Annotated in this window: 23 protein-coding genes; 20 read left to right on the top strand and 3 right to left on the bottom strand. The window is 49.7% G+C overall.

The window, feature by feature from the left end; all coding sequences use genetic code 11:
* Positions 1-73 precede the first annotated feature (73 nt).
* The 3 genes from NW747_RS08940 to NW747_RS08930 all read left to right on the top strand — a co-directional run bounded on the left by NW747_RS08940 (position 74) and on the right by NW747_RS08930 (position 1,853).
* A complete protein-coding gene (locus tag NW747_RS08940; protein ID WP_273186970.1) occupies positions 74-910 on the top strand; it encodes a helix-turn-helix domain-containing protein in 837 nt (278 codons plus the stop codon).
* A 516-nt stretch (positions 911-1,426) separates the two neighbouring features.
* Complete coding sequence (locus NW747_RS08935; protein WP_273186967.1) at positions 1,427-1,576, top strand: hypothetical protein; 150 nt, start codon at positions 1,427-1,429, stop codon at positions 1,574-1,576.
* A complete protein-coding gene (locus NW747_RS08930; protein WP_273186964.1) occupies positions 1,560-1,853 on the top strand; it encodes a recombinase family protein in 294 nt (97 codons plus the stop codon). The genes NW747_RS08935 and NW747_RS08930 overlap by 17 nt, the downstream gene beginning before the upstream one ends.
* Before the next feature lie 96 nt (positions 1,854-1,949).
* On the opposite strand, the gene NW747_RS08925 is transcribed toward NW747_RS08930, so the two are convergent.
* On the bottom strand, positions 1,950-3,638 hold the full coding sequence (locus tag NW747_RS08925; RefSeq protein WP_273186962.1) for an AlwI family type II restriction endonuclease: 1,689 nt from the start codon (positions 3,636-3,638) through the stop codon (positions 1,950-1,952).
* A 15-nt stretch (positions 3,639-3,653) separates the two neighbouring features.
* A complete protein-coding gene (locus tag NW747_RS08920; RefSeq protein ID WP_273186959.1) occupies positions 3,654-4,502 on the bottom strand; it encodes a DNA adenine methylase in 849 nt (282 codons plus the stop codon).
* A gap of 474 nt (positions 4,503-4,976) precedes the next feature.
* Here NW747_RS08920 and NW747_RS08915 point away from each other — a divergent pair, with 474 nt between their 5' ends.
* From NW747_RS08915 to NW747_RS08900, 4 genes are all read left to right on the top strand, one after another.
* A complete protein-coding gene (locus NW747_RS08915; protein ID WP_273186957.1) occupies positions 4,977-5,105 on the top strand; it encodes a hypothetical protein in 129 nt (42 codons plus the stop codon).
* A 162-nt stretch (positions 5,106-5,267) separates the two neighbouring features.
* The gene (locus tag NW747_RS08910; RefSeq protein ID WP_273186956.1) at positions 5,268-5,819 is read left to right on the top strand and encodes an LPD29 domain-containing protein; all 552 of its coding nucleotides are present in this window, start codon (positions 5,268-5,270) and stop codon (positions 5,817-5,819) included.
* A gap of 424 nt (positions 5,820-6,243) precedes the next feature.
* A complete protein-coding gene (locus NW747_RS08905) occupies positions 6,244-7,008 on the top strand; it encodes a hypothetical protein (RefSeq protein WP_273186953.1) in 765 nt (254 codons plus the stop codon).
* A gap of 217 nt (positions 7,009-7,225) precedes the next feature.
* Positions 7,226-7,651 carry an FKBP-type peptidyl-prolyl cis-trans isomerase gene (locus tag NW747_RS08900; RefSeq protein WP_008858933.1) on the top strand — a complete coding sequence of 142 codons (426 nt, stop codon included), beginning with the start codon at positions 7,226-7,228 and terminating at the stop codon, positions 7,649-7,651.
* A 157-nt stretch (positions 7,652-7,808) separates the two neighbouring features.
* On the opposite strand, the gene rbr is transcribed toward NW747_RS08900, so the two are convergent.
* Positions 7,809-8,381 (bottom strand): rubrerythrin, encoded by a 573-nt coding sequence (rbr, locus tag NW747_RS08895; RefSeq protein ID WP_008858934.1) that lies wholly within the window; start codon positions 8,379-8,381, stop codon positions 7,809-7,811.
* A gap of 631 nt (positions 8,382-9,012) precedes the next feature.
* Here rbr and NW747_RS08890 point away from each other — a divergent pair.
* From NW747_RS08890 to NW747_RS08830, 13 genes are all read left to right on the top strand, one after another.
* Entirely contained in the window at positions 9,013-9,639 is a 627-nt protein-coding gene (locus tag NW747_RS08890) for a DUF47 domain-containing protein (protein ID WP_273186951.1), read from the top strand.
* Positions 9,632-10,624, top strand: a complete 993-nt coding sequence (locus NW747_RS08885) for an inorganic phosphate transporter (RefSeq protein ID WP_273186948.1) — start codon at positions 9,632-9,634, stop codon at positions 10,622-10,624. Before NW747_RS08890 ends, NW747_RS08885 begins: the two co-directional genes overlap by 8 nt.
* A gap of 1,484 nt (positions 10,625-12,108) precedes the next feature.
* The gene (gene ylqF / locus NW747_RS08880; protein ID WP_273096975.1) at positions 12,109-12,966 is read left to right on the top strand and encodes a ribosome biogenesis GTPase YlqF; all 858 of its coding nucleotides are present in this window, start codon (positions 12,109-12,111) and stop codon (positions 12,964-12,966) included.
* Entirely contained in the window at positions 12,963-13,730 is a 768-nt protein-coding gene (locus NW747_RS08875; protein WP_273186945.1) for a ribonuclease HII, read from the top strand. Before ylqF ends, NW747_RS08875 begins: the two co-directional genes overlap by 4 nt.
* A 15-nt stretch (positions 13,731-13,745) precedes the next feature.
* Positions 13,746-14,021, top strand: a complete 276-nt coding sequence (locus tag NW747_RS08870; protein WP_008858940.1) for a metal-sensing transcriptional repressor — start codon at positions 13,746-13,748, stop codon at positions 14,019-14,021.
* Between the two features lie 438 nt (positions 14,022-14,459).
* Entirely contained in the window at positions 14,460-15,089 is a 630-nt protein-coding gene (locus NW747_RS08865) for a precorrin-2 dehydrogenase/sirohydrochlorin ferrochelatase family protein (RefSeq protein ID WP_273186942.1), read from the top strand.
* Positions 15,058-16,341: a glutamyl-tRNA reductase gene (gene hemA, locus NW747_RS08860; protein WP_273186940.1), complete on the top strand. Its 1,284-nt coding sequence runs from the start codon at positions 15,058-15,060 to the stop codon at positions 16,339-16,341. The genes NW747_RS08865 and hemA overlap by 32 nt, the downstream gene beginning before the upstream one ends.
* Positions 16,331-17,257, top strand: coding sequence for a hydroxymethylbilane synthase (gene hemC, locus NW747_RS08855; protein ID WP_273186937.1), 927 nt, complete (start codon positions 16,331-16,333; stop codon positions 17,255-17,257). Before hemA ends, hemC begins: the two co-directional genes overlap by 11 nt.
* A gap of 23 nt (positions 17,258-17,280) precedes the next feature.
* Positions 17,281-18,801 (top strand): uroporphyrinogen-III C-methyltransferase, encoded by a 1,521-nt coding sequence (gene cobA, locus NW747_RS08850; RefSeq protein ID WP_273186934.1) that lies wholly within the window; start codon positions 17,281-17,283, stop codon positions 18,799-18,801.
* Complete coding sequence (hemB, locus tag NW747_RS08845) at positions 18,798-19,784, top strand: porphobilinogen synthase (RefSeq protein WP_008858945.1); 987 nt, start codon at positions 18,798-18,800, stop codon at positions 19,782-19,784. Before cobA ends, hemB begins: the two co-directional genes overlap by 4 nt.
* Positions 19,781-21,082, top strand: coding sequence for a glutamate-1-semialdehyde 2,1-aminomutase (gene hemL, locus NW747_RS08840; RefSeq protein WP_273188285.1), 1,302 nt, complete (start codon positions 19,781-19,783; stop codon positions 21,080-21,082). The genes hemB and hemL overlap by 4 nt, the downstream gene beginning before the upstream one ends.
* A gap of 407 nt (positions 21,083-21,489) precedes the next feature.
* On the top strand, positions 21,490-21,978 hold the full coding sequence (locus NW747_RS08835; RefSeq protein ID WP_008858947.1) for a ferritin: 489 nt from the start codon (positions 21,490-21,492) through the stop codon (positions 21,976-21,978).
* A 938-nt stretch (positions 21,979-22,916) separates the two neighbouring features.
* A complete protein-coding gene (locus NW747_RS08830) occupies positions 22,917-24,014 on the top strand; it encodes an MGDG synthase family glycosyltransferase (RefSeq protein ID WP_008858948.1) in 1,098 nt (365 codons plus the stop codon).
* The last annotated feature ends 246 nt before the right edge of the window (positions 24,015-24,260 follow it).

The following is a 24,260-nucleotide window of genomic DNA, read 5'->3' as shown; positions in this document are numbered from 1 at the left end:
GCACAACACTTCATGCATAAAGTTTTATATAATATGATCAGGTAGAAGTGATTTTGAATGGAGATGAGAGACTGTGCCAAGATGGTTTCAAAGAAAAATCATATCCACAAGGTTTCCTGAAAAGCCGGATTATCGCATCAGATTAAAAGATATTCGCGTGGACTTGGATATTGATATGGCGGCTATGGGGCGTATTCTTCAAGTTCCTAAAGTTACTTATATTTACTACGAAAAAGGTGTAACCACCGAAATGAACATGGAGCCGTTTATTAAGCTGTCTTTAATGTCAGGACTCTCCATTGATTACATGCTGGGGCTTACAGATGTGCCTGAAGCATATAGGAAAAGCCGAGAAATACCACTTGCAGTAGATACAAAGCGTGTTCGCGAAACCCGGATTTACTATGATATGACAGGTAAAGCAGTAGCCGAGGCCTTAAATATTTCTCCCTCTGCATATAGTATGAAGGAGCTGCATCCGGATAAGCTGGGATTTACAATTCAGGACTTAATTCTTCTGGCATATCTCTTTAGAACATCAGTAGATTATCTTCTCCATGTAACGGACGTTTTCCAGCCAAGAAGTAGAGGCCAGCATAATCGTATCAGCCTTTCGATGAAGGAAGTAATTAAGATCCGCAAGAAACTAGGCGTTTCCAAAGTGGCTAAAAACAGTATCTATACAGAAGAGATGCAAATGTATTGCACTGAACATTTCCGATTGAAATCAATAAGAAAAGAAAGAGGTCTTACACAGAAGGAAATTGCAGCTGTTCTTGGTATTTCATATTTAACATATGGAGTTTATGAAAAGAAGCCCTATAACATGCCATCCTATTATTTGATAAAACTAGCCAGGTACTATGGCTGTTCCTTAGACTATCTTGTTGGATCCAGTGACTCTTTCTAATTATTGGAAATGTACTCAGGTAGAAAATACTAGCCAGGTCATCTTTCGGGATAATCTGTCCTTCTCTATGCATATCCATGACGAAGCGATTGTGGAATGCAAAGAGTGGACGGCTCCCTCCTGCGTATTCACTGGCTCTCAAATCGCGTATCGCATGGCTCTCACGCGCGTATAGGGTGGTTCTGAAACGGCGTAATATTCACCTTGTGCGGATCCTCTTTCCGGCGGTGCAAAACGAAGAACGACAGGCCTGTTTATTTGCGATGCAACAAAGATGGAAAAATTGAATCGGTCAGCATCTGGGAAGATGACCTGAAGTGTGTGGCTGCAGAGGCCATGGGGGGGGGTAGCGACTTTTGATGAGGATAGATTCCGGGAGAAAGTGGAATCTATCGAAGCCGGAAAGCCAAACTGCCTGACTGTCCATTTCAAGAATGGGAGAATAGAAGAGATTTCTTATACGCCTACGCCGTCTAAACGGCGGCCCAAGGCACGAGGAAAGGAGCGCAGAGAAAAGTGGCTAAAATAGTAAGAGCGATTCCGGCCACCATCAGCCGTTATACAGCGGCCTCGATTAACAGCCGTAAGAAGCGGAGAGTAGCTGGCTATGCCCGGGTTTCTACGGATCATGATGACCAGCTCAGCAGCTATGAAGCACAAGGTTGATTATTATACGAATTATATCAGGGAACGGGATGACTGGGAATTCGTCGGCATCTATACAGACGAAGGCATCTCGGCCATCAATACCCGATACCGGGATGGATTCAAGCGGATGGTCAGGGATGCCATGGAGGGGAAAATCGACCTCATCCTCACCAAATCCATCCAGCGCTTCGCACGCAATACCGTAGACCTTCTGCGTATCGTCCGGCATCTGAAAGAGCTGGGCATCGAAGTCTGGTTTGAAAATAGTATATCAAAAACAGCTGAAAGCCTGTAAAATCAAGGACTTTCAGCTGTTCTTTTCTAATTTTGTTGCTTGTTTGTCGCTTAAATCTGTTTGAAGATATTGAAAAATATTAAGATTTGCTCAGTATTACGCGGCTAACCATTTTGAAACACAGGCTTGTATTTTGTCATTCCAGTCGCTTTCATCGGTCGCCGTTTCTTCTTGATGTATAACTTCATCAAGAAATTGCCGTATGTTCTGTGGGGTTGGTGTTGTAGAATAATTATATGAATTTTCTACAAGCTTCATGAATTGGTCTAATTCAAGCGGGATTATCTTTGTCTTTCCGCCATAATAGGTAATATCAATTTTGTTCAGGGCAAAGAAATGCGCCAAGCAAGCTGCATTTATTGTTGGGGCAATAAACAGGCAATATGCGTCTTTGCCGGTTCGCTTCTTAAGTTGTCCCAAATGACGCGCTACTGGTTCACCCTCGCTCTCATATTGTCGTTGGCCTTGCTGCATTGTAACTTCCACGGATAGCACAAAATCTTTGTAATCGCACTCTATATCAGGCATATTCCCCGCCGCCGTTGAAAGCGGTTGCCCGGCGTCATCAAGCTTGAAATTGCCTTTTATATCTCCGCCGTCAAGCATTGTCATCGCACGCCACGTATTGTACTCAAGCATAAGCGGCGCGTCATAATACCCATCAGAAATAATTTCGTTATAGGTATCAATAATTTCGGAATACAAAGCATACGACTTGATTTTCGTAACCTGCGTCTTGATAATTGCTTCTTTCTGCGCAGCCACGATTTCATCACGTAAATCTTTAAGCTGTTCTATATCCTTTCCGGAAAGCTGCCGTTGCGTATAATCGCTTATACGCATAATAATATCTTTGATATTGTCAATATCATCGACATACAAAACAGGTATTGCAGGGTTGAAAAGATATTCCTTAAATCTGCCTGTATCATCAACAAAGACAGGCTTTCTGTCCACGGTTGCAAGAATGTAGTCAACCTCTTTTAACTTATCGGAATAGAAAGCAATCGAACGATTCCTGTGTGATATAGAAACAAGGCCTGTATAGCGCAAATATCTAAAACAAGCGTCCGTATAATCTCTTGCATTACTTTTCTTTGTAGCTAGAAACTTTTTCAGACTGCCGTCTGTTGTTTCTCGCGTCCTAGTTTTGCCCGCGTCTATAGTGCCAGAATAAGTCTGCAAAAGAGTATTCGTCCATGTTTCATCTGCAAATTTTTTATACTGTCCTTTGTGATGCTCTTTCTCTGCTCTGAAATCAATAATTGCCTGCTTGACCGTTTCATATTTGGTATAATCAGTAAGCATGAGGGCAAAGATTTTCAATTCATCAAAGGACAGGCTTTCTAAATCCCTAATAAGCCGCATAATTTCAAGATACGGCTTAATAAAAAAAGTTCCCTCTATCTTTTTGTTTTCTTCATGATATGGTGACGGTAGCTGAAATTTAAGAAGTTGGCGCAAAAACACCTCTTGTGGACGTTTGCCATAGACGAAAGCTTTCCCTGCATCCGTCAACTCAATATGCGGCTTTAAGTCTACAAAGCCTAATGCCTTAGGTCCACGATTGATTCTATCTCTTGCGCTGAAATCCTTATTCTTCTGCGAACCGTTCCCTTCAAAAAAGTCAGACTGCGCTAAAAGGTCAATAAAATCAACCTGTGTCTTTTTATTCCATGTCTGCCCTGTTAAATGTTCTGTCAAAAGCCTAATTTCAGGTATCATCTTTGACGGTGTACGCGGCGATGTGGTGAAAAACAGGGCCTTGTTATCTAAACGTGCCATGTGTCTCGCCTCCTCTTAATAGTTCTTAACAATGATGTGCATTTTATCATTGTTGAACCTGTTCTTTATGTTCACGGCATAATTTTTATAATATTCATCATATACATAATCGCCGTATAATTCCATTGTTAAAGGCGTTTTTCCAATAACCATTAGCGCACGGCAAGGAAGATTCCTAAAATCAGCAGCTAACCTGCGGTGCTGCTCCTCGTCAAAGCCGTTCATCATATCTATGTTGCCATAGTCATTAAAAACGCAATCATAGGGCGGGTCAAGGAACATAAAATCATTTTCGCCCGCCATATCAAAAATAGCTTTATAGTCGCAATTATAAAGCTCTGCACTCCGCAAAAGTTGACTGTGTTTTTCTGTTATTAAATGCGTGTTAAGATTAGGGTAACGGCCAAAAGGAACATTATATTCCCCGTTACTGTTATATCTAATCATTCCAGAATAGGCGGTCTTATTTATAAAAAAGTAAACCACGCCGTCTAAAAGACTGCCGTCCGGGTGATTAAAAAGCTCCCGCATTTTATAATATAAATCCTCGTTTGCGTTCGGAACTCTTTCTTCAGGGTTTGCAGCTTTCAGTTTTTTGAACTCTGCCTGATTTGCTTCATAAACACGCTGAATTTCATCAAGTTGTTTACGCATTTCAGGATAGTTATTGCGTAATTCGGTATAAAAAGACATTAGCCTTTCGTTAATGTCATTGATTATCGCATTTTCAGGCTCAAGATAAAAATACACGGCCCCACCGCCAAAAAAAGGTTCAATATATCGGTCAAAATCATCAGGTATACATTGCAGAAAGCGGGGGATTTCCCGCGATTTTCCTCCTCTGTATTTTAATACTGGATTCATCTGCGGCACCTCCCTTGTGCTATAGTTACAACAAACCTAGCCAATTTTACCACTATGCCATTTTTCTTGTCAACAGCTTTCTAAAATTTAGAAAACCGTCATTTTTGTCAAGGCATTATATGCGTTTATGTTTTCCGCTTGCAATACAATATTATATCACTCTTGTAGCCTTCAAATACATCGACGCGCGTTATATCGTACAAAATACCCTTGTACCTTATAACGTGCGCCGTTGTTATGTCTGCCCGGTATCCGATTTGAAACAGAACGTTTTCCGACACGATTACGCGGGCAGCCGCAAAGATTTCAGGATCTTCACAGAATTCTGGCAAAAATGATCACAAAGGATAGTTATTATAAGTTGTTAAGTAGTCAATCCAGCGGCGCATAGTCTCCCATATTTCAGAATCTGCCCTGGCCAGAAAGCTGGGGCTTCTGCAGTACTCCCTGAACCGCTCTGTTTCCACTGGAAGTGTGAAGCTCTCTGTTTTCCTCAGGGCCCTTGGCCTCATGGGCTATACTCTGGAAATCAACAAAGAGGGAAAAACCGTAGTTTCCATCCGGCCCGATGATTACTCACCGGCGGAGAGAAAGCCAAAATAATCCGGTCGGATGCGCACTATGCAGCCCGGCTGGATTTTATTTCAAAAATTTTTCAAAATTCTCTTTACTGTGCCAATTCCTGTCATAGTCTCTGCGTATAATAGAGGTAGAAGCCCCGAAACAGGGAAAGCATCTTACATCATTACAAATGAGGCGATAGATATGAAAATCGAATCGGTAGAAAAGACGGCGAAGGTGATTGCGGCGCTGCTGAAGGAGAAATTTCCGGATGTCCACTTTGATGTGGAGGCAGAATACCCGAACGGGGAGGACCAGGTGGTTGTTCGATATACAGACGGTCCCTCTCCGGTCCTTGTACATTACTACATCGACAAATTTCAGACCATGCACCCTTTGGATGGAGACCTGGTTTTTCTGACTCTTGACCCTTCCATACTGGGATGTTCGGGGACCAGCCTTGTGTACTGTGACTGGAGACTGTCTCCGGCCGTTGAATCCATGGTGCGAAAAGCCTATGAGGCGGAATTTCATGAGCCCTATCAGTACAATGGTCATGGCTTCTTTGACATTACTTCCTACTACCGCAGCCGCCCGCAGCTTTGGCCTGCGAAGTATCAGCGGCTCTATGAGGAGCAGAAGAAGGTGCCCAAGGAAGAGCCGCCGGTGCTGAAGGAGAAGGATGATAAGATAGTTTCTTATGAAGATTTCAAAACTGCGGCGCTTCACTATGATGTAGATCATCATGTCTGGTGATTTATAGATAGAAGATAAAAGATAGTGGCTAGTGGCTGGGGGGCGCCTGATGGTGCGGTGGCTGGTTGCTGGTGGCTAGTGGCTGGTTCCTTGTTCCTAGCTACAAGCTACTAGCAACTAGCTACTTGCACACCAGCCGCCCCGCTGTCATTTCGACCGCAGCGCAGTGGAGTGGAGAAATCTCACTGCTCAATGGTGCAGGCCGCATTACGGTGGGAGATCTCTCGGCTCAGAGCTACAATAGAGCTCTGATACTTTTTTTCCTCATACCGGTTCAGAGCTCCGCTCGAGATGACGTGTGAGGCGGCGCGGCCGGGACCGAAATCGAGTGCGGAGGATGTGGCCTGTAGCTTGTTCCTGGCTACTAGTTCCTAGCTACTAGCTACATGCTACTAGTTACAAGTTTCATCGAAGGAGGCAGAAAATGATAGCTGACAGGGCAAAGGCCATGATGGCTGCAGGTGGAGATTTTCCGGAGCTGGAGGCGCGGGGCGCTTATTCCGGGGAGTGGAAGAGTCTGCCGGAGCGGCGGATTACTTTTCATTTCTACACGGAAAGGGATGATGAATTTCTCGATTTCGGCTCGTTCTGCATGAAATGTGGAGGCAGGCCGTTGGTAGAAGGAGCCCTTGATTTCTATCCCTGGCATCTTCTGGGGGTGGCGGCTTTTTTCTATACTGTGGATAAAAAGGGCGGTGCGGAGCTCTTATTTTATGATCCCGGCTGCTGGTGCGATGTGGTCGATCTGGAGCCGGTGGCGGGCACGGGGAAGATGGTGCTGACGGTACGAAAAAACAGGGATCACGATAATCCTGAAGAGAATGTGTGTCCCCTGAAGTTCCGCTGCCTGGTGGATAGGGAGATGTTCCTGCATAATTTCTGGAAAGCTCTTTCTAAAAAGGTGAGTGATCGGTCACTGGAGAAATGGATGGTCCTGCGGGTGAACAATGTTTTTGATAAAGGGCTGGACAGGGGGGAGAAGCTGGCTCAGGTAAGAAAGGCGGAGGAAACGGCGGCCGGCGTGGAATATTATGAAGATGTCTATGGCCAGCGGGAAGTTTATGAAGAAAATTATGAGGACCTGGATGCGCTGGCAGCTGTGCTCCGGGAGGTCAATATCATCCGCCAGGATCCCTGGGCGGTGGGGGAGCCCCTGCCGGTGAGGAAACTGGAGGAGTTTCTGAGTTAATGAGCTGGTGGGCGAGCAGCCCTATGGCGGCTGGGATCGAAGATCGAGGGGCGCCTGACGGCGCGGTGGCTGGTGGCTGGTAACGTAACCAGCTGCTAGGCACAAAACGCTGGTTACACTTACCCGAACCTTCCCCCATACTAGCTCTCAATCCCATTCTATTGTATAATGATAAGCGTATTCGCCCCATGGGTATTATAAAGAAATGGAGTTTTCTATGAGCAACGTGAATAAGAAGTGCCGTGTCCATTATGAGGGCACGTTTAATGACGGAACGAAGTTTGATTCTTCCTATGACCGGGGAGAGCCGTTGGAGTTTGTGTGCGGCGCCGGCCAGATGATCAAGGGCTTTGATGAAGCGGTGAAGGATATGGCAGTGGGGGAAATCAAGAATATCCACCTCATGCCGGAGGAAGCGTATGGTATGCCGGATGAACGGAACATTCTGACTATCAATATGGATCAGATGCCCGGATCTTCGGAGCTCCCGGTGGGGGCGCGGGTGGTGCTGACGGATCCTATGGGCCAGCGTTTCCCGGTGAAGGTGACAGCAAAGACCGATACCACCATTACTTTTGACGCCAATCATGAAATGGCAGGGAAGGAACTGAATTTCAAAATCGAACTGGTTTCTGTAGAATAAAGAAATCTGCGCATCGGTGAGGTGCGCAGATTTTTTTTTGGAGAAGAAAATTCATGATGGGGCGCTTTGTTTTTCTGCTATTTGAAAGGGAGATTCTTATCGTGAAGCAGGCAATTAAAAAAAGACAGCCCGGAGGCTGCCTTTTTGATTTATGAAATTAGTAGTTTTCGGCTTTGATAGCGAAGAAGCTTCTTGGATGGCCGCAAACCGGGCATTCCTGCGGAGCTTCTACGGATTCTACGGTGTAGCCGCAGTTAGCGCACATCCACAGTTTCTTTTCGCCCTTCTTGAATACCTGGCCGTTTTCTACGTTGGCAAGGAGCAGTTTGTAGCGGGCTTCATGGGATTTTTCGATTTCACCGACTTTGGAGAAGAGGAAGGCAATCTGGGGGAAGCCTTCTTTTTTAGCGGTTTCAGCGAATCCCGGATACATGGAGGTCCATTCATCGTGTTCACCTTCAGCAGCCATCTTCAGATGTTCAGCGGTGGTCTTCTTCAGGTCGCCTACCAGCCAGAACCAGATCTTGGCATGAGCTCTTTCGTTGTTTGCAGTTTCACGGAAGAGGTCAGCAATCTGGCGGGAGCATTCCGGATCCTTTTCTGCTTCGTTGGCGAAGAGATTGTACTTTACATGAGCCTGGGATTCACCGGCATAAGCGGCACGCAGGTTCTTTTCAGTCTGGGTGCCTTTCAGTCTCTTCATTTCTTCTAATACTTTTGCTTCGTCCATAATAAATCCTCCTTTTAATTTTGCAGGATAATTGATTGTTTTTTTGTGTGTGCCTGCACACACTTTAAGTATATGGAGATTAATGAAAAAAGTCAAATGAAGAATATTGTATGGAACTTACCTAAAAATTAGGATGATTACTTCTTAATAATTTAGACATAGCGATAATAGAAATAAGGAATACTGAAATTCAGAAAGGACGCGGCTGATGGCGCAATTGAAATCGGGACTGGGGCGGTGCTTTTCCGTATTTCCGCAGAGGCTGTGGCCCTAGGGAAGCACTGATTAATTCATAGAGTTTTCTTTTATAAGAATTTTTATGCCCTGCTTCGTCATGGGCTTCCTTAAATAGCTCGCTATTCGCGTCAGCCCATTCCTCGCATTGCATAAAAATTCAAGAATAAAAGCAAACAATGATTTAATCATCGCTTCCCTTGAGTGAAGCGATGCAGCTCTTCTATACAACCTGCGGCGCAGCCGCATTACCCATTTCCAAAAATCATGAATTGAATTATAATGGGTATAAAGAACGCATTATTTCTTTATCTTTTCTCGACAATCTTTACAAAACCTTTACATTCATGCGGTACCATACATGTAGCAGTTTATGCGTTTTTTACGGAGGACACCCATGTTTAGTCTTGTCAATAAGCACGAAGAGTTTTTTGATTTTCTCGTTACCAACGCAGAGTATTTCCACAAAGGGACTCTCATGGCCAGGGAGGTGCTGCAGGATCCATCCAAGCTGGAGCGGTATGTAAAGGATGTAAAGGCCCTGGAGCATTCGGCGGATAAGGTGACCCATGAAATTTCCGCGAAGATGCGCCATGTATTTATTACACCCATTGACCGGGAGGATTTCTTTCTGCTCACTACTACGCTGGATGACTGCGTAGATGATATCCAGGATGTGGTAATGTGCCTGAAACTTTATCATGCCGGTATCGGGTCCAAGCTGCCTATGCGCATGGCGGATATTCTGGTGGAAATGTCTTCGGAGCTCATTGTCCTTTTCCGTCTTTTGAAGTCCATTGATAAGAATGAAACGGAAATCGGTGAGCGGACCCGTAAGATCAATGCTCTTGAAAGTGAAGGAGATGAAATTTACAGAAACGCCATTTCTGACTTGTTTGACGGGACCCACGAGGTGATGGAAATCATCCGCTGGAAGGAAATCATGGAGGCCATGGAGGATACGGCCAACAGGGCAGAGAAGGTGGGGAACCTGATTAAAGAGGTGGTCATGAAGTATGCCTGATATTTACATTGTAGGCATCGTGATTGTCCTGGCGCTGTGTTTTGATTTCATCAATGGATTTCATGATACCGCCAACGCTATTGCCACCTGCGTGGCAACCCGTGCTTTAAGCCCTAAAGTGGCAATCATCATGTCAGCCATCCTGAATTTCGTGGGCGCCATGATTTCTACCGGCGTGGCCAAGACTATCGGCGGCGAAATCGTCACTTCTCCGCACATGGTGGACTCGGTGGTTCTTTCTTCTGCCCTGGCATCCGCCATTATCTGGAATCTTTTTACCTGGCGCATCGGCATGCCGTCCAGCTCTTCCCATGCTCTCATCGGAGGGGTCATTGGAGCGGTGATTATTTCCTACGGCACTGGCGCCATCCATCTGGCCGGGGTGCTCACCATCGTTATCGGTCTGGTGCTTTCTCCGGTATGCGCCCTGGTGACGGGCTATATAATGATGACCGTTCTTTATATTGCTTTCCGAAACGTGGGAAAATCGAGGGTAAACTATGTGGCTACCCATATCCAGATGGTATCTGCGGCACTCATGGCTTTCTCTCATGGTTCCAACGACGCCCAGAAGTCCATGGGCATCATTACGCTGGCTCTTCTTTCAGGCGGCTACATTGGTCAGCTGGAGGTACCCTGGGAAGTGAAGGTGGCCTGCGCCTTGGCCATGTGCCTTGGTACATCTGTGGGTGGCTGGCGGATTATCCGTACTGTAGGAAATAAGATTTTCCGGATGCAGCCGGTAAATGGCCTGGCGGCAGATTTGAACTCGGCCATCACCATTTTCTCTGCCACCATGCTTCACCTGCCTGTTTCTACGACCCACGTGGTAACGGGCTCTATCATGGGCGTGGGCTGGGCGACCCGTTTCCGTGCTGTCCACTGGAGCGTGGCTTACCAGATGGTGTCCGCCTGGATTATGACCATCCCCTGTACCGCAGCGGTAGGGGCGCTGGTGTATCTTGTGATTAAACATGTATTGTAATAAAAGAGGCTGTGAGAAATGCGAATCCATTTCTCACGGCTTTTTTGCATGGTTCCGTTTGAGTAAACTATCCGGTCCTGCTGGCGAGATCGGGATCGGGACCGAGGGGGCACGCGCCTTTGGCGCGTAGATTGTGGCCGCCTGATGGCGGCAGGTTGTGTTCGCTTCGCTCAGGGGGGCAACAGCGCCTACGGCGCTGAGGGTTGCGGTATCGCCCTATCGGGCGAAGAGTATTATAATGCCGCCTTTCGGCGGTCACGTCCCCATAGCGTATCATAATCATTCTTTCCCTCGTCCACACCGACTTCGCTGGATGGCGTCTCACTGGATTCGCGGGTCGCGGGGCTCCCCTATGAATCCAGTTCGCTTGCACACCCTTCGCCACTTCGTGGCCCTCTTCCCCTAAAGGGGACGCAAGAACGTTACGGGATTGGCTGTCTGTGTCATATGTGACACAATATCCAGTGCCACCTATTTTCTCGTTTCCCCTTGAGGGGAACGCCTCGAAGAGGCAAAGGGTGTACAAGACAGAACGCCGATTTGACACCCCATCGCTATCCTGACCGCCAATCGGCGGCCCCCTGAACGAAGCGATGCACAGCAAACACATTTTGCACTATGCGAACTGGATTTGTAAGGGAGCATCAGCGACCTGAAAATCCAGTGAGTCAGTGACAGCAGTGGATGCACTATGCGAACTGGATTTGTAAGGGAGCATCAGCGACCTGAAAATCCAGTGAGTCAGTGACGGCAGTGGATGCACTATGCGAACTGGATTTGTAAGGGAGCATTAGCGACCTGAAAATCCAGTGAGTCAGTGACAGCAGTGGTTGAAGGAGCACTAGCGACGCGCAAAATGTAGTGAGTCGTTTTCCCTTTTGGCGGCTATGCTTATGAAGTCAGCGTTACGGGATTGCCTTCCCGCCCTCACTTGCGCGCATTCTGCATAGAATGCGCGAGTCGGCCAAAGTTGGCCCTTAGCCTGCACATTAAAGGGCCTTCCTTTTATTTGGCCGACCGACCATTCTGAGCCGTAGGCGAAGAATCTCGGTACATGTAGATAGTGACACTTACTAGTCCACTAGTTCACCAGATCACTAGCCCACTAGCTCACTAGCTCACTAAAGAATCCCAGTCGGCGGGAAGTGCGCTTCAGGTACCAGGCCCCTGCATGAATTCCTATGGTTTCATATTTGCCACGTACCGAGATTCTTCACTGCGTTCAGAATGACAGAGTCAAGGGGCCATCCAACGACCGGTGCTGCCTCAATTTCTTCCCGCCTCCCCTTTGAACCTTACGAACCTTCCGGCCAAAGGCCGATCAATCCTAAGAAGCTTCACGCCAGATAAGGTGTTTCCCTTCATACCCTTCATACCCTTCATACCCTTTATTAGCAAATGATTCTCGAAGATATCCTATTTCTTTGGTTTATGTTAAAATAGGGTGCATAGGTAACCCGGGATGGGTATACCGGGAGGTGTATATGTTAATTCAATGGTTCCCAGGCCACATGACGAAGACGAAGCGGATGATCGAGGATCATCTGAAGGCGGTAGATGTGGTGGCTGAGCTGCTGGATGCGAGGATTCCTGCTTCCAGCGCCAATCCTATGGTGGAAGAGCTGGTGAAGGGGAAACCCCGGATTGTCATACTGAACAAGGCGGATCTGGCGGATCCGCGGCAGACGGATCGGTGGGTTTCTTTCTACCGGAAGAGAAATATCCCTGTGGTGCCCATGAGTGTAGGCAACGGGAAGAATAAAAAGAAGCTTTTGTCTCTTATTCGGGAGACGGCGAAACCGATTCTGGACAAGTGGTACAGGAAAGGGCTGAAGAATCGGTCGGTGCGGCTCATGATTCTGGGTATTCCCAATGTAGGAAAGTCGTCGCTTATCAATTTTCTGGCAGGCACGGCTGCGGCCAGAACGGCGAATACGCCGGGCCATACCCGGGGGAAGCAGTGGGTCCGTCTGTCGGAGGGACTGGATCTTCTGGATACGCCGGGGGTGCTGTGGCCCAAGTTTGATGATCAGACTGCGGCCCTTCGCCTGGCGGCCACCGGGGCCATTGCAGGGGATGTGTTCAACCCCGACGAGGTGGTGCCGGTGCTTCTGTCGTCTCTGGCGGAAACGGAACCGCAGGTTCTGAAGGAGGTTTACCGCATCGATGATGTAAACCAGGATCCCCAGCTGCTTCTGGAGGCAGCGGGGCGAAGGAGGGGATGCCTTCTTCCCGGAGGGGCCATCGATTATGACCGGGCGGAAACAGCGGTGCTTCACGATTTCCGCAGCGGCAAGCTGGGGAAGATTACCCTGGATCCGGTGCCGGAGGAGGAGCCATGACGATTTCTGAAATCCGGGAGATCCTGAAAAAGGATGATGTGCCGGAGGAGGTATTAAAGGAAATCCTTTCCGATGAGCGTAAGGGGGTCAGGAATCTGGCTGCTTCCTATATGCGCCGGCTGGAGCGGGAAAGCAGGGAACGCATGCGGGTAGAGGCTCTCTATGAGGTGGAGAGCGAATTTTACAAAAGAGGCATGACCCATATCGTTGGTATTGATGAGGTGGGAAGAGGCCCCCTGGCCGGGCCGGTGACGGTGGCGGCGGTAATTCTGAAACCCCATTGGTTTGCACCGGGCCTGAACGATTCCAAAAAAGTAACGCCAAAGCACCGGGAGGCGCTTTCTGCAAGGATTCATGAGGAAGCGGTGGACCTGTCTATCGTGAGCATGCCGCCTTCGGAAATCGACGCGGTGAATATTTACCAGGCCACCATGGAGGCCATGTACCAGGCGGTGAAGAATCTTCATGTGAAGCCTGACGCTGTCATTGTAGACGCCATGCCTCTCCATTTCCCCTGTCCCACCATTTCCATGATTCACGGCGACGCCAGAAGCGCTTCCGTGGCGGCGGCGTCCATTGCAGCCAAGGTGTACCGGGATCATCTGATGGATGAGTACGATGAGAAATACCCGGGATACGGCTTTGCCAGGAATAAGGGCTACGGCACGGCCGAGCATATCGAAGCACTCCGCCGGCTGGGGATTACGCCTATCCACAGGAAGAGTTTTGAGCCCGTGAAGACCATGATTTATGAGGGCTGGTAGTAGAGGAGGAAATGTATGAAACAATGTATGGACGCAGACAATCTTCACCGAAGGCTGAAGAAAATTATCGGCCAGGTGCAGGCCATCGACCGCATGGTGGATGAAGATGTACCCTGTGAAGACATTATTACGCAGGTGAATGCAGCAAAATCGGCGCTTCACAAGGTGGGGCAGATCATTCTAGAGGGCCACCTTCAGCACTGCGTCAGGGATGGCATCGAGCAGGGAGATGCAGAAGAAACCATAGCGAAATTTGCGAAAGCCGTGGAGCGGTTCTCTAATATCATTTAAGGAAGCACTGATTAATTCATAGAGTTTTCTTTTATAAGAATTTTTATGCACTGTTTCGTCATGGGCTTCCTTAAATAGCTCGCTATTCGCGTCAGCCCATTCCTCGCATTGCATAAAAATTCAAGAATAAAAGCAAACAATGATTTAATCAGCGCTTCCTTAAACTTTTCCGCTCTTCAGGAAGCGAAATCGCAGTAGGAGCATTTTAGAGTCAAAGCAGGAAGCCTGTGAATCAGCAATTCCCTAAGAAGCTCTTATGCAAAATCGTATCAATAAATAGAGATAAATGAATAAAAATTATATACATATTAGGCTGTATTAGAACTATTTTTTACATATCCGCTTTTGTTGTCACTGGACTTCTGTGGTGTTACAATTATAAGTGCGGTATAAGTTTTAGTGCGCCGTTTGTAATGCTTGGAGGCTTTTTTGTATCCTGTGAATTTAAAAATGAAGGGACTTCCCTGTCTTGTGATTGGCGGAGGGCATATTGCTGTCCGTAAGGTGAAGAAGCTGCTTCTGGAAGACGCAGAGGTGACTGTGCTGGCTCCGGAGATTTCCCCGGAACTGATGCAGTACTTCAGGGAAAAGCGGATTTCCTGGCAGCAGGCTTCCTACCGGAAAGGGGACGCGAAGGGGTATCGCTTTGTGGTTACTGCCTGCGGTATCCGCCAGGTGGCGGAGCAGGTGCATGAAGAGTCCCTTCTTCAATCCTTTTTGTATAATGCGGCGGATTTTCCGCCTTTGGGGAACTGTTCTCTACCGGCTGCTTTTGAAACGGGAGGCATTCACTTTGCCATTTCTACCGACGGAAGGTCGCCGGCCATGGCGAAATATGTGAAGAACTGGCTGAAAGGCAGGATTCCTCCTGCTTTTGGCGTGTGGCTGGACAAGGCGGCCCTTCTCCGGGAGGAGCTCAGAAATGAAATCGCTGACAGCCGGGATCGGGAACGTTTCTGGCATATGGTATTTGACGATGAGATTATGAATCTTGTTATTACAGGGAAATTAGACGAAGCAGAGGAGCGTGTGCGTAATGCAGTTGGTTGTTTTAGGTCTGAATCATAAGACCGTTTCCGTAGACATACGGGAGCAGTTTGCTATTTCTGAAGAAAGCGCCAGGAGCGGTCTTCGCCATCTGGATGAACAGGAGGGGATCGAGGAAGCGGTGGTTCTTTCCACCTGCAACCGGACAGAAATCTATGCGGTGCTGAAAAACGGCGCTGCCAGAAAGACGCTCTACCAGTTCTTCCTGGCCCTTTCGGGAAACAGCGAGGCGAAGAAGGAATATTTCTTCTATTTTGAAGGAGAAGCCTGCATCCGCCATCTCTTCGAAGTAGCATCAGGGCTGGATTCCATGGTGATCGGTGAAAGCCAGATTCTGAACCAGATTAAAACGGCCTATACCATGGCTCTTTCTGAAAAGGCCACGAAAACTATTCTGAATACCCTTTTCCATCGGGCCATTACCACGGGGAAACGGGTGCGCACGGAGACCCGTATTTCCTACAGCGCCGTGTCTGTGAGCTACGCTGCCGTCAAGCTGGCTGAAAAGATTCTGGGCGGCCTGGACGACCGGACGGCCATGGTTTTCGGCGCCGGGGAAGCGGCGGAGCTTCTGGTGAAGAACCTCATGGGCAAGGGCCTGAAGAAGGTGATCGTCACCAACCGCCACATGGATAAGGCGGAAGACCTGGCTTCGAAAATCAACGGGGAAGCGGTACCTTTCCACAGCGCCCTGTCCCATGCCGACGATGTAGATATCATCGTCACCGCCACCGGCGCTTCCCAGTACATTGTGAAAGCCTGGGATGTAAGAAATCTCATGATGCGCCGGGGCAGCCGCCCTCTGGTGGCCATCGATATCGCCGTGCCCTGTGATATTGAGCCGGAAGTGGGGAATATCCGGAATGTGACCCTTTACAATATCGATGATCTCCAGGAAATCGTGGCCAATAACATCCGTTTCCGCGAAGAGGAAGCACAGCGGGCGGAAGTCATCGTACAGGAGGAAATCGAATCCATTGAGGATCGCTTCAAATATTTAAGCACCCGTCCCGTTATGGTATCCCTGTCCGATAAGGCAGAGGAAATCCGTCAGCGGGAGCTCCGCCACGGCCTCTCTAAAATCGAAGGACTCACTGATGAGGATAAGAAGGTGCTGTCCCATATGACCCATATGATCGTGCGGAAAATCCTTCGGGAACCCATGATCCATCTGAATGAATACGCCGGTACGGAATGGGAGTCGGAGGATAAGTCCGCCGTTGCCCGCCTGTTCAAGCTGGATGTAAGAAAGGGGCAGGAACTTGAAAAATAAAATTACCATTGCCACCAGGGAAAGCCTTCTGGCTCTCTGGCAGGCCCATTATGTGGAAAACCGTCTGAAAGAGCAGTACCCCGGTCTTTCGGTGGAGCTCCTTCCTGTCACCACGAAGGGAGACCAGATTCTGGACAGGCCGCTGGTGGAAATCGGAGGCAAGGGCCTTTTCATTAAGGAACTGGAAGTGATTCTTCTGGAGAAAAAGGCGGATATTGCAGTCCACTCACTGAAAGATATGACCGCTAAATGCCCTGATGGGCTCATCATTGCGGCAGTCACCAAAAGGGAGGACCCAAGGGACGCCTTCGTTTCCAATACCTGTAAATCTCTGGATGAGCTGCCTCGCGGCGCCAGAGTGGGCACATCCAGCCTGCGCCGCCAGGCCCAGCTTCTCCATTGGCGGCCGGACCTTACCATCCGCTCTCTTCGCGGCAATGTGCAGACAAGGCTGCGCCATCTGGATGGGGGGGATTTTGACGCTGTCATTCTGGCAGCGGCGGGCCTCAAGCGTCTGGGACTTGGAGACAGGATCACTTCCTATATTTCTACGGAAGACAGCATTCCTGCTGCCGGCCAGGGCGTCATGGCGGTGGAAGCCAGAAGTGATGACCGGGAAACCCTGGACCTTCTTTCTTTCCTCCATGACGAGGAAGTTGCTTCCTGTATCCGTGCCGAACGGTCCTTCCTGGCCAGGGTAGGGGGTGACTGCAAGGTGCCGGCCGGCATTTATGCGGTGCCGGAAAAGGGACATATATCTGTGAAGGCTTTCATTGCTTCCCCTGATGGAAAGAAACTGTATCGGGGCAGCACGGAAGGTCCCATTTCCCAGGCGGAAGACCTTGGCAGTGCTATGGCCGGCAGGCTTCTTGACGAAGGCGGCCGGGCAGTGCTGGAAAAACTGCAGAAAATCTGACAAATGAATTGAGGAGAATATACATGAAACAAGGGAAAGTCTATTTAATCGGCGCAGGCCCAGGAGATCCGGAACTTTTGACACTGAAAGGGAAGCGGTGCCTGGAGGAAGCGGATGTCATCGTAGGTGACTACCTGGCGGACAAGCGGCTCCTTCGGTATGCCCGGCCCGATGCGGAGTATGTGTACGTGGGCAAGAAGGCCGGATGCCACACCATGAAGCAGCATGAAATCAGCCTCCTTCTGGCGGAAAAGGGAAAGGAAGGGAAGATTGTGGCCCGCCTCAAAGGCGGGGATCCCTTCGTTTTCGGCAGAGGAGGAGAGGAAATCGAGGTGCTTCGTGAGGCAGGTGTCCCCTTTGAAGAAGTGCCCGGCGTGACCAGCGCCATTGCAGCGCCGGCTTATGCAGGCATTCCGGTGACCCATCGCGGCGTGGCTGCTTCCTTTGCGGTGATTACCGGCCATGAGGATCCCAATAAGGACAAGTCCTCCATTCACTGGGACAAACTGGCCGGCGGCGTGGATACCCTCATTTTCCTTATGGGTGTAGGCCATACCGCACTTATTGCCTCCCAGCTCATGAAGTATGGAAGAAGCGCCGATACGCCGGCTGCTTTTGTTCGCTGGGGCACCCGTCCTTACCAGGAAACCTATACCACCACCTTGGGAAAGGCGGCGGAAGATGTGGTTAAAATGGGAATCAAGCCGCCGGCTGTCTTTGTGGTAGGCAATGTGGTGAAGCTGAGAGAAGAAATGCGGTGGTTTGACAACCGTCCGCTCTTTGGGAAACGAATCATTGTCACCCGTTCCCGGAGCCAGGCTTCCCGGCTGGTGACCGTACTGGACCAGAAGGGCGCTGAAACCTTGGAAATCCCTACCATTGCCATCAGGGATCCCTCTGATGATTTCAAAGGCATGGATGAAGCACTGGACCGTCTGGAAATGTATGACTGGCTTATTTTTACCAGCCAGAACGGGGTAGATTCCTTCTTCCGGCGTCTCTACCAGTCCGGTCGGGACACCCGGGCCCTGGGCCACATGAAAATCGGGGCCATCGGACCGGCCACCGCCCGCCAGCTCACCCGTCACGGCCTTCATGCCGACTGCGTGCCGGCAAAGTACAAGGCGGAAAACCTGCTTTCCGAGATGAAGCCTCTCCTGAAAGGCTATGAAAAGGTGCTTATCCCCCGGGCCAAAGTGGCCAGAAGCGTCCTTCCCGAAGGCCTTCGTGACCTGGGATGCCGGGTGGATGTGGTGGAAGCTTACCGCACGGAAGCGGACACCGCCCACAAGGAAGAGCTGCTGGACGTGCTGGAGCATCACGGAGCTGATATCATCACCTTCACCAGCTCCTCCACCGTGTATAACCTCATGAACCAGATCAATGGGAGGACGGATCTTCTGAAAGGCGTTACCCTGGCATGCATCGGACCCATTACCGCCGCTACATGCCGTAAATATAATCTGGAACCATCTATCATTTCTGATATCTATACGATTGATGGCCTTGTCAATGCAATTGAAAAAGGAGTCGAAAAGAAATGAAATTAAACACACTTCGTCCAAGAAGACTGAGAAGAACGGAAGCCATCCGCTCCATGGTCAGGGAAAACTCCCTGGAACTCAATGATTTCGTTTATCCGATTTTCGTAGTGCCCGGCACCAACGTGAAGGAAGAAATCCCCAGCATGCCTGGACAGTACCACCTTTCTGTGGATAATGCGGTGAAAGTGGCGGAAGAAATTTACAAAATGGGCATTCCGGCAGTGGAAGTCTTCGGCCTTCCGGAATACAAGGACGACATTGGCTCCTCTGCCTGGGATATGAAGAGCCCCGTGCAGCGGGCTATCCGGGCCATCAAGGAAGCGGTGCCGGACCTTGTCATCGTAGGTGACGTATGCCTCTGCCAGTACACAAAGAGCGGCCACTGCGGCGTGCTCAAAGGTCATGAAGTGGATAACGACCCCACTTTGGAACTTATTGCCAAAGTCGCACTTTCTCAGGCCGAATGCGGCGCCGACATCGTGGCTCCTTCCGATATGATGGATGGCCGTGTGGCTAAAATCCGTGAAACCCTGGATGCCAACGACCTTTCGAACGTTTCCATCATGTCCTACGCCGTGAAATACGCTTCCGGCTACTACGGTCCCTTCCGTGACGCCGCTGACTCTGCGCCTCAGTTCGGAGACCGCAGAGGCTACCAGATGGACCCGGCCAACAGCAGGGAAGCCATGAAGGAAGTGGATCTGGATATGGCTGAAGGCGCCGACATTATCATGGTGAAACCGGCCTTGGCTTATCTGGATATCGTCCGCCAGGTAAGAGACCATATCAACCGTCCCGTAGCAACCTACAATGTATCCGGTGAATACGCCATGGTGAAAGCCGCTGCCGCTAAAGGCTGGATTGACGAAAAGAGAATCGTCATGGAATCCCTCCTCTGCATGAAGAGAGCCGGCGCTGATATCATCATTTCCTACCATGCTCCCGATGTGGCTAAATGGATGAAGGAGGAAGCAGGGAAATGATCGACCTCACCAAGTCCAAAGCCGCTTTTGAAGAAGCTAAAAAATATATGCCCGGCGGCGTCAACAGCCCCGTGCGATCCTATCCCCATATGGGCTGCCCGCCTCCTTTCATTAAGGAAGCCCATGGATCCCATATCACCGATATCGACGGCAACACATACATTGACTATGTAGGCTCCTGGGGTCCCATGGTCCTGGGCCACGCCCATCCGGCTGTAATCAAAGCCATCCAGAAAGCTGCTGAAAGAAGCACCAGCTACGGCGCTCCTACAGTGATGGAAACGGAAATCGCCGAACTTATCCACGAGGTTTATCCATCCATTGAAAAAATGCGCATGGTCAACTCCGGCACCGAAGCCACCATGAGCGCTCTCCGCGCCGCCAGAGGCTATACCGGCAGGGACAAGATCCTGAAATTTGAAGGCTGCTATCATGGACACGGCGACAGCCTTCTGGTGAAAGCCGGTTCCGGCGCCGCCACCTTTGGAAGCCCCGACAGCGCTGGTGTCACCAAAGGCACTGCCAAAGACACCCTGGTGGTTCCTTACAACGATATCCCCGCCTTCACAAAAATGATGGACGAAAAGGGCGATGAAATCGCCGCTGTCATCGTAGAACCGGTGGCAGGCAACATGTGCTGCGTATCTCCGGTGGAGGGATTCCTTGAAGCCCTCAGGAGAGAAACGGAAAAACACGGCACCGTCCTCATTTTTGACGAAGTCATGTGCGGCTTCCGTACCACCTTCCACGGTGCCCAGGCCCGCTATCATATCCACCCCGATATGACATGCCTCGGTAAAATCATCGGCGGCGGCCTCCCTGCAGCAGCCTACGGCGGCAGAAGAGAAATCATGAACTGCATCGCTCCCGACGGTTCCGTCTACCAGGCCGGCACCCTGTCCGGCAATCCCCTGGCAGTCACTGCCGGCATCGAAACACTGAAACAGATGATGGCCATTCCGGACTTTGATAAAATTCTGGAAAAGAAAACAAAGGACCTCCTGACAGGCTGGAAACAGGCTGCAGACAAAGCAGGGGTACCCCTTGTATGCCACCAGTCCGGCTCCATGTTCGGTATTTTCTTCTCCGAAAAAGACGTGCTCAATTATCACGACGCCTGCAGCGCTAATGCGGCGCAGTTCAAAGCCTGGTTCCTCTCCATGCTGAACCAGCACATCTACCTGGCTCCCTCTCCTTTTGAAACCCTCTTCATGTCTTACGCCCACAGCGACGAAGACATTGAAAAGACCATCAAGGCAGCAGACAAAGCCATGGAAGAAGCAGCGAAAGTTAAATAAATAAGTAAAAATCACGGTCTCCTCGCAGGACCGTGATTTTTTTGCCTGTCTGCGGGAAAGTTTTTCCTTATGTCCTTTGGCTGCCTCGTGAGCAGAGAAAGGCCCGTCCCCTGGAGGAAATTAAGGAAGCGCTGATTAAATCATTGTTTGCTTTTATTCTTGAATTTTTATGCAATGCGAGGAATGGGCTGACGCGAATAGCGAGCTATTTAAGGAAGCCCATGACGAAACAGTGCATAAGAATTCTTATAAAAGAAAACTCTATGAATTAATCAGTGCTTCCTTAAATATACAAAAAAATATATTTAATTTCCTTTACTTCGATAAATGTCTATGCTATAATATAAACATCGAAGGGGTTCGATAACGAGCCTCCACAGTGTGAACGAAGCAAAGGAGAAACACCCATGAAATTATCCGCAAAACTTTTAAAAGCCCTGAACAAACAGATCAATATGGAACTGGCTTCCGGTTATTTATACCGTTCCATGTCCCATGACATGAAGAACCTGGCTCTGAACGGCTATGCCAAATGGCTGGACAAGCAGTATGAAGAAGAAAGAGAACACGCTTTCAAAATCATTTCCTATGTAGAAGACAGAGATGGTGTAGTAGACTTTGACTCCGTAGAAGGCGTTAAGAAACATTACGACAAGCCGCTGGACGCTGCCAAAGATTCCCTGGCTCATGAAGAAAAAGTATCCGCTTCCATCAGAGACCTCTTCAAACTGGCCAGAGAAGAAGGGGACATTGAAACTGAAGTCTTCCTCCAGTGGTTCATCACTGAACAGATCGAAGAAGAAGTCAATGCCCGCGACAACGTGGCAGGCTTTGAAAAAGCAAAGGATTGCGAAGGACTGCTCTTCATGTTCGATGCACACCTGGGCGGCCGCTGATTTCTGCCTCAAAAAAGTACCTTCCTTCGGGAAGGTATTTTTTATTTGGGAACGACTTAAGTCAGCACAGGGGTAAGCAGGTAAGCTCCCTGCGTCCTTTTTGGCGGCTGGCGCTGCCACCTTGCCCGGTGGGAAGCATGTCATATGACACAGAAAGTAAATCCCGTAACGTTCTTGCGTCCCCTTTAGGGGAAGAGGGCCACGAAGTGGCGAAGGGGTAGACGGGGGGAAGAATGATTATGACACTCGATGTGGACGTGACCGCCGAAAGGCGGCATTATAATACTCATCGCCCCCTAAAGGGTTCGCTGTGCATCGCTTCGCTCGGGGGCCGCCGATTGGCGGTCAGGATAGCGATGGAGCATCCTATCGGGACTCTGCCCCGTACACCCTTTGCCTCTTCGAGGCGTTCCCCTCAAGGGGAAACGAGGGATCTGAGGAGAAAAACAGCGAGTCATATACTTCACGTACCATTTCGGCGTTTTCCCCCCTTTGGTGGCTGGCGCCACCACCTTTCCCCCACAAGCGGGGGCACTATAACCCGTGCTTACTGTAGAGCCATTTATGAAGAGAGTGTTTCGCGGTGTTTTATTCTTCCCCCGCCTGCGGGGGAAGTCCGGCGTAGCCGGATAGGGGGAGGCGAGCGCAGCGAGCCAATCAGCAGAATGCTTATTAAGTCATATGCTCCACCAAGGTAAGCTCGTAACGCTGACTATATACTCATCGCCCGAAGGGCAATCCACAACCCTTGGCCCGAAGGGCCGTCAAACTTACGAACCCTCCGGCCCATAAGGCCGGTCCATCTTAAGAACCTTTCCTTATACGACCCTTCTGCACAACCCGCGGCGCTAGCCGCGTTTCCATTTCAAATAAAATTGACACTCCCAGTGCCGGCTATGATATAATTTATCGGAGAAGTAGAGAAAAGGGGAACTGCCATGTCGGACAAACCACGCAAGTTTATTATTTTGACAGCCAGCATAGGAACAGGGCACAGCCAGGCAGCCCGGGCGATTGCGGAGGCCATGCAGGCGTCCCATCCCTCCGATTCCGTCAGTGTCCTCGATTTTGTATCCAATAACCGGCTTTCGGTGGACCATATTATCAAAGATACTTACTTGAAGATGATCGATGTATTTCCCTCCATGTATGACCACTTATACAGCGATTCCCAGAACAGCCGGTTCGGACAGATGTCCCAGCTCATGCTTTCCTTGACTTTCAAGCGCCGCATGAAGAGTCTGGTGAATACGCTGAAGCCCGATGCGGTCATTTTCACCCATCCTTTTCCGGCAGGCGCCGCGGATCTGCTGAAGGCGGAGGGGAAAATCAGCGTGCCTCTTCTGGGGGTTATTACAGATTTTGATATCCACCAGCTCTGGGTGGACCATTATCTTGACGGTTTCTGTGTGGCTACGCCGGACCTGAAGACGCTGATGGAAAGCTATGATGTGCCTGGTGATATCATCCACGTCACCGGTATTCCCGTACGCCGCTCTTTCTATGAGCAGGCGGCCAGGAAGAGGCCTTTTGAAAAGGGAACAGTTCTTGTCATGGGCGGCGGATTGGGCCTTGGGAATGTGGTGGACAACATTCGCCGGCTGGACGAGGTGGATGAAATTTCCAAATTTATCGTCATCACCGGCAAAAACATCGATCTTTACGAAAAAGTGGCGGCCCTTTCCGACAAACTTCACCATCCCGTGGAGCTTCACAGCTATACCAATAAGGTGGCGGAAATCATGGCCCGAAGTGAAATCCTTGTCACCAAGCCCGGGGCTCTGACCTGCACCGAAGCCATGGTGATGCACCTTCCCATGGTGCTGGTCAATACCCTGCCGGGGCAGGAGCGGGCCAATGCGCTCCACATGAAGAACCGGGGCTGCGCCGAATGGGTGAAAAGGGGAGACTTGGCGGAAACAGCCAGACGGATTTTAAGAAATCCCGATGTGAGAAGCGCCATGGCCGCTGCCTGCGGCGATGTGCACCCTGACAGCGCCAAAGATGTGGTGAATGTGCTGTACAGCCTCTTGTGACAGGCTTCAAGGCGGAATATCTCGATTCTGGAATGAGGGAGAGAGCGAAGGCTTATCGTTCAGCAGCTGACAGAAGTTTCTTCCTTCTAAGATTCATTTGCAGAATGGCCTTGACAAATGGGCCAAGTCGTACTATAGTATGACCATACATGTGATGACGGAGACATGATGCATCCGGATATCTTTGAAGAGAGTCTGCGGCCGGTGCGAGCAGACAGGAAGATGGATGGGTTACCGCTCCCGAAC

Source organism: Dialister succinatiphilus (assembly GCF_928721695.1).
Taxonomy (GTDB): Bacteria; Bacillota; Negativicutes; order Veillonellales; family Dialisteraceae; genus Dialister; species Dialister succinatiphilus.
Note: the sequence above shows the minus strand (reverse complement) of the source record. Positions and strands in the feature narration are given on the sequence as shown.

Excerpts from the sequence above, each read along its gene's own strand:
- NW747_RS08930 (WP_273186964.1), top strand. The coding sequence starts at position 1,560 with ATGAAGCACAAGGTTGATTATTATACGAATTATATCAGGGAACGGGAT.
- NW747_RS08925 (WP_273186962.1), bottom strand. The coding sequence starts at position 3,638 with ATGGCACGTTTAGATAACAAGGCCCTGTTTTTCACCACATCGCCGCGT.
- NW747_RS08920 (WP_273186959.1), bottom strand. The coding sequence starts at position 4,502 with ATGAATCCAGTATTAAAATACAGAGGAGGAAAATCGCGGGAAATCCCC.
- NW747_RS08910 (WP_273186956.1), top strand. The coding sequence starts at position 5,268 with ATGAAAATCGAATCGGTAGAAAAGACGGCGAAGGTGATTGCGGCGCTG.
- NW747_RS08905 (WP_273186953.1), top strand. The coding sequence starts at position 6,244 with ATGATAGCTGACAGGGCAAAGGCCATGATGGCTGCAGGTGGAGATTTT.
- NW747_RS08900 (WP_008858933.1), top strand. The coding sequence starts at position 7,226 with ATGAGCAACGTGAATAAGAAGTGCCGTGTCCATTATGAGGGCACGTTT.
- rbr (WP_008858934.1), bottom strand. The coding sequence starts at position 8,381 with ATGGACGAAGCAAAAGTATTAGAAGAAATGAAGAGACTGAAAGGCACC.
- NW747_RS08890 (WP_273186951.1), top strand. The coding sequence starts at position 9,013 with ATGTTTAGTCTTGTCAATAAGCACGAAGAGTTTTTTGATTTTCTCGTT.
- NW747_RS08885 (WP_273186948.1), top strand. The coding sequence starts at position 9,632 with ATGCCTGATATTTACATTGTAGGCATCGTGATTGTCCTGGCGCTGTGT.
- ylqF (WP_273096975.1), top strand. The coding sequence starts at position 12,109 with ATGTTAATTCAATGGTTCCCAGGCCACATGACGAAGACGAAGCGGATG.
- NW747_RS08875 (WP_273186945.1), top strand. The coding sequence starts at position 12,963 with ATGACGATTTCTGAAATCCGGGAGATCCTGAAAAAGGATGATGTGCCG.
- NW747_RS08870 (WP_008858940.1), top strand. The coding sequence starts at position 13,746 with ATGAAACAATGTATGGACGCAGACAATCTTCACCGAAGGCTGAAGAAA.
- hemA (WP_273186940.1), top strand. The coding sequence starts at position 15,058 with ATGCAGTTGGTTGTTTTAGGTCTGAATCATAAGACCGTTTCCGTAGAC.
- cobA (WP_273186934.1), top strand. The coding sequence starts at position 17,281 with ATGAAACAAGGGAAAGTCTATTTAATCGGCGCAGGCCCAGGAGATCCG.
- hemB (WP_008858945.1), top strand. The coding sequence starts at position 18,798 with ATGAAATTAAACACACTTCGTCCAAGAAGACTGAGAAGAACGGAAGCC.
- hemL (WP_273188285.1), top strand. The coding sequence starts at position 19,781 with ATGATCGACCTCACCAAGTCCAAAGCCGCTTTTGAAGAAGCTAAAAAA.
- NW747_RS08835 (WP_008858947.1), top strand. The coding sequence starts at position 21,490 with ATGAAATTATCCGCAAAACTTTTAAAAGCCCTGAACAAACAGATCAAT.
- NW747_RS08830 (WP_008858948.1), top strand. The coding sequence starts at position 22,917 with ATGTCGGACAAACCACGCAAGTTTATTATTTTGACAGCCAGCATAGGA.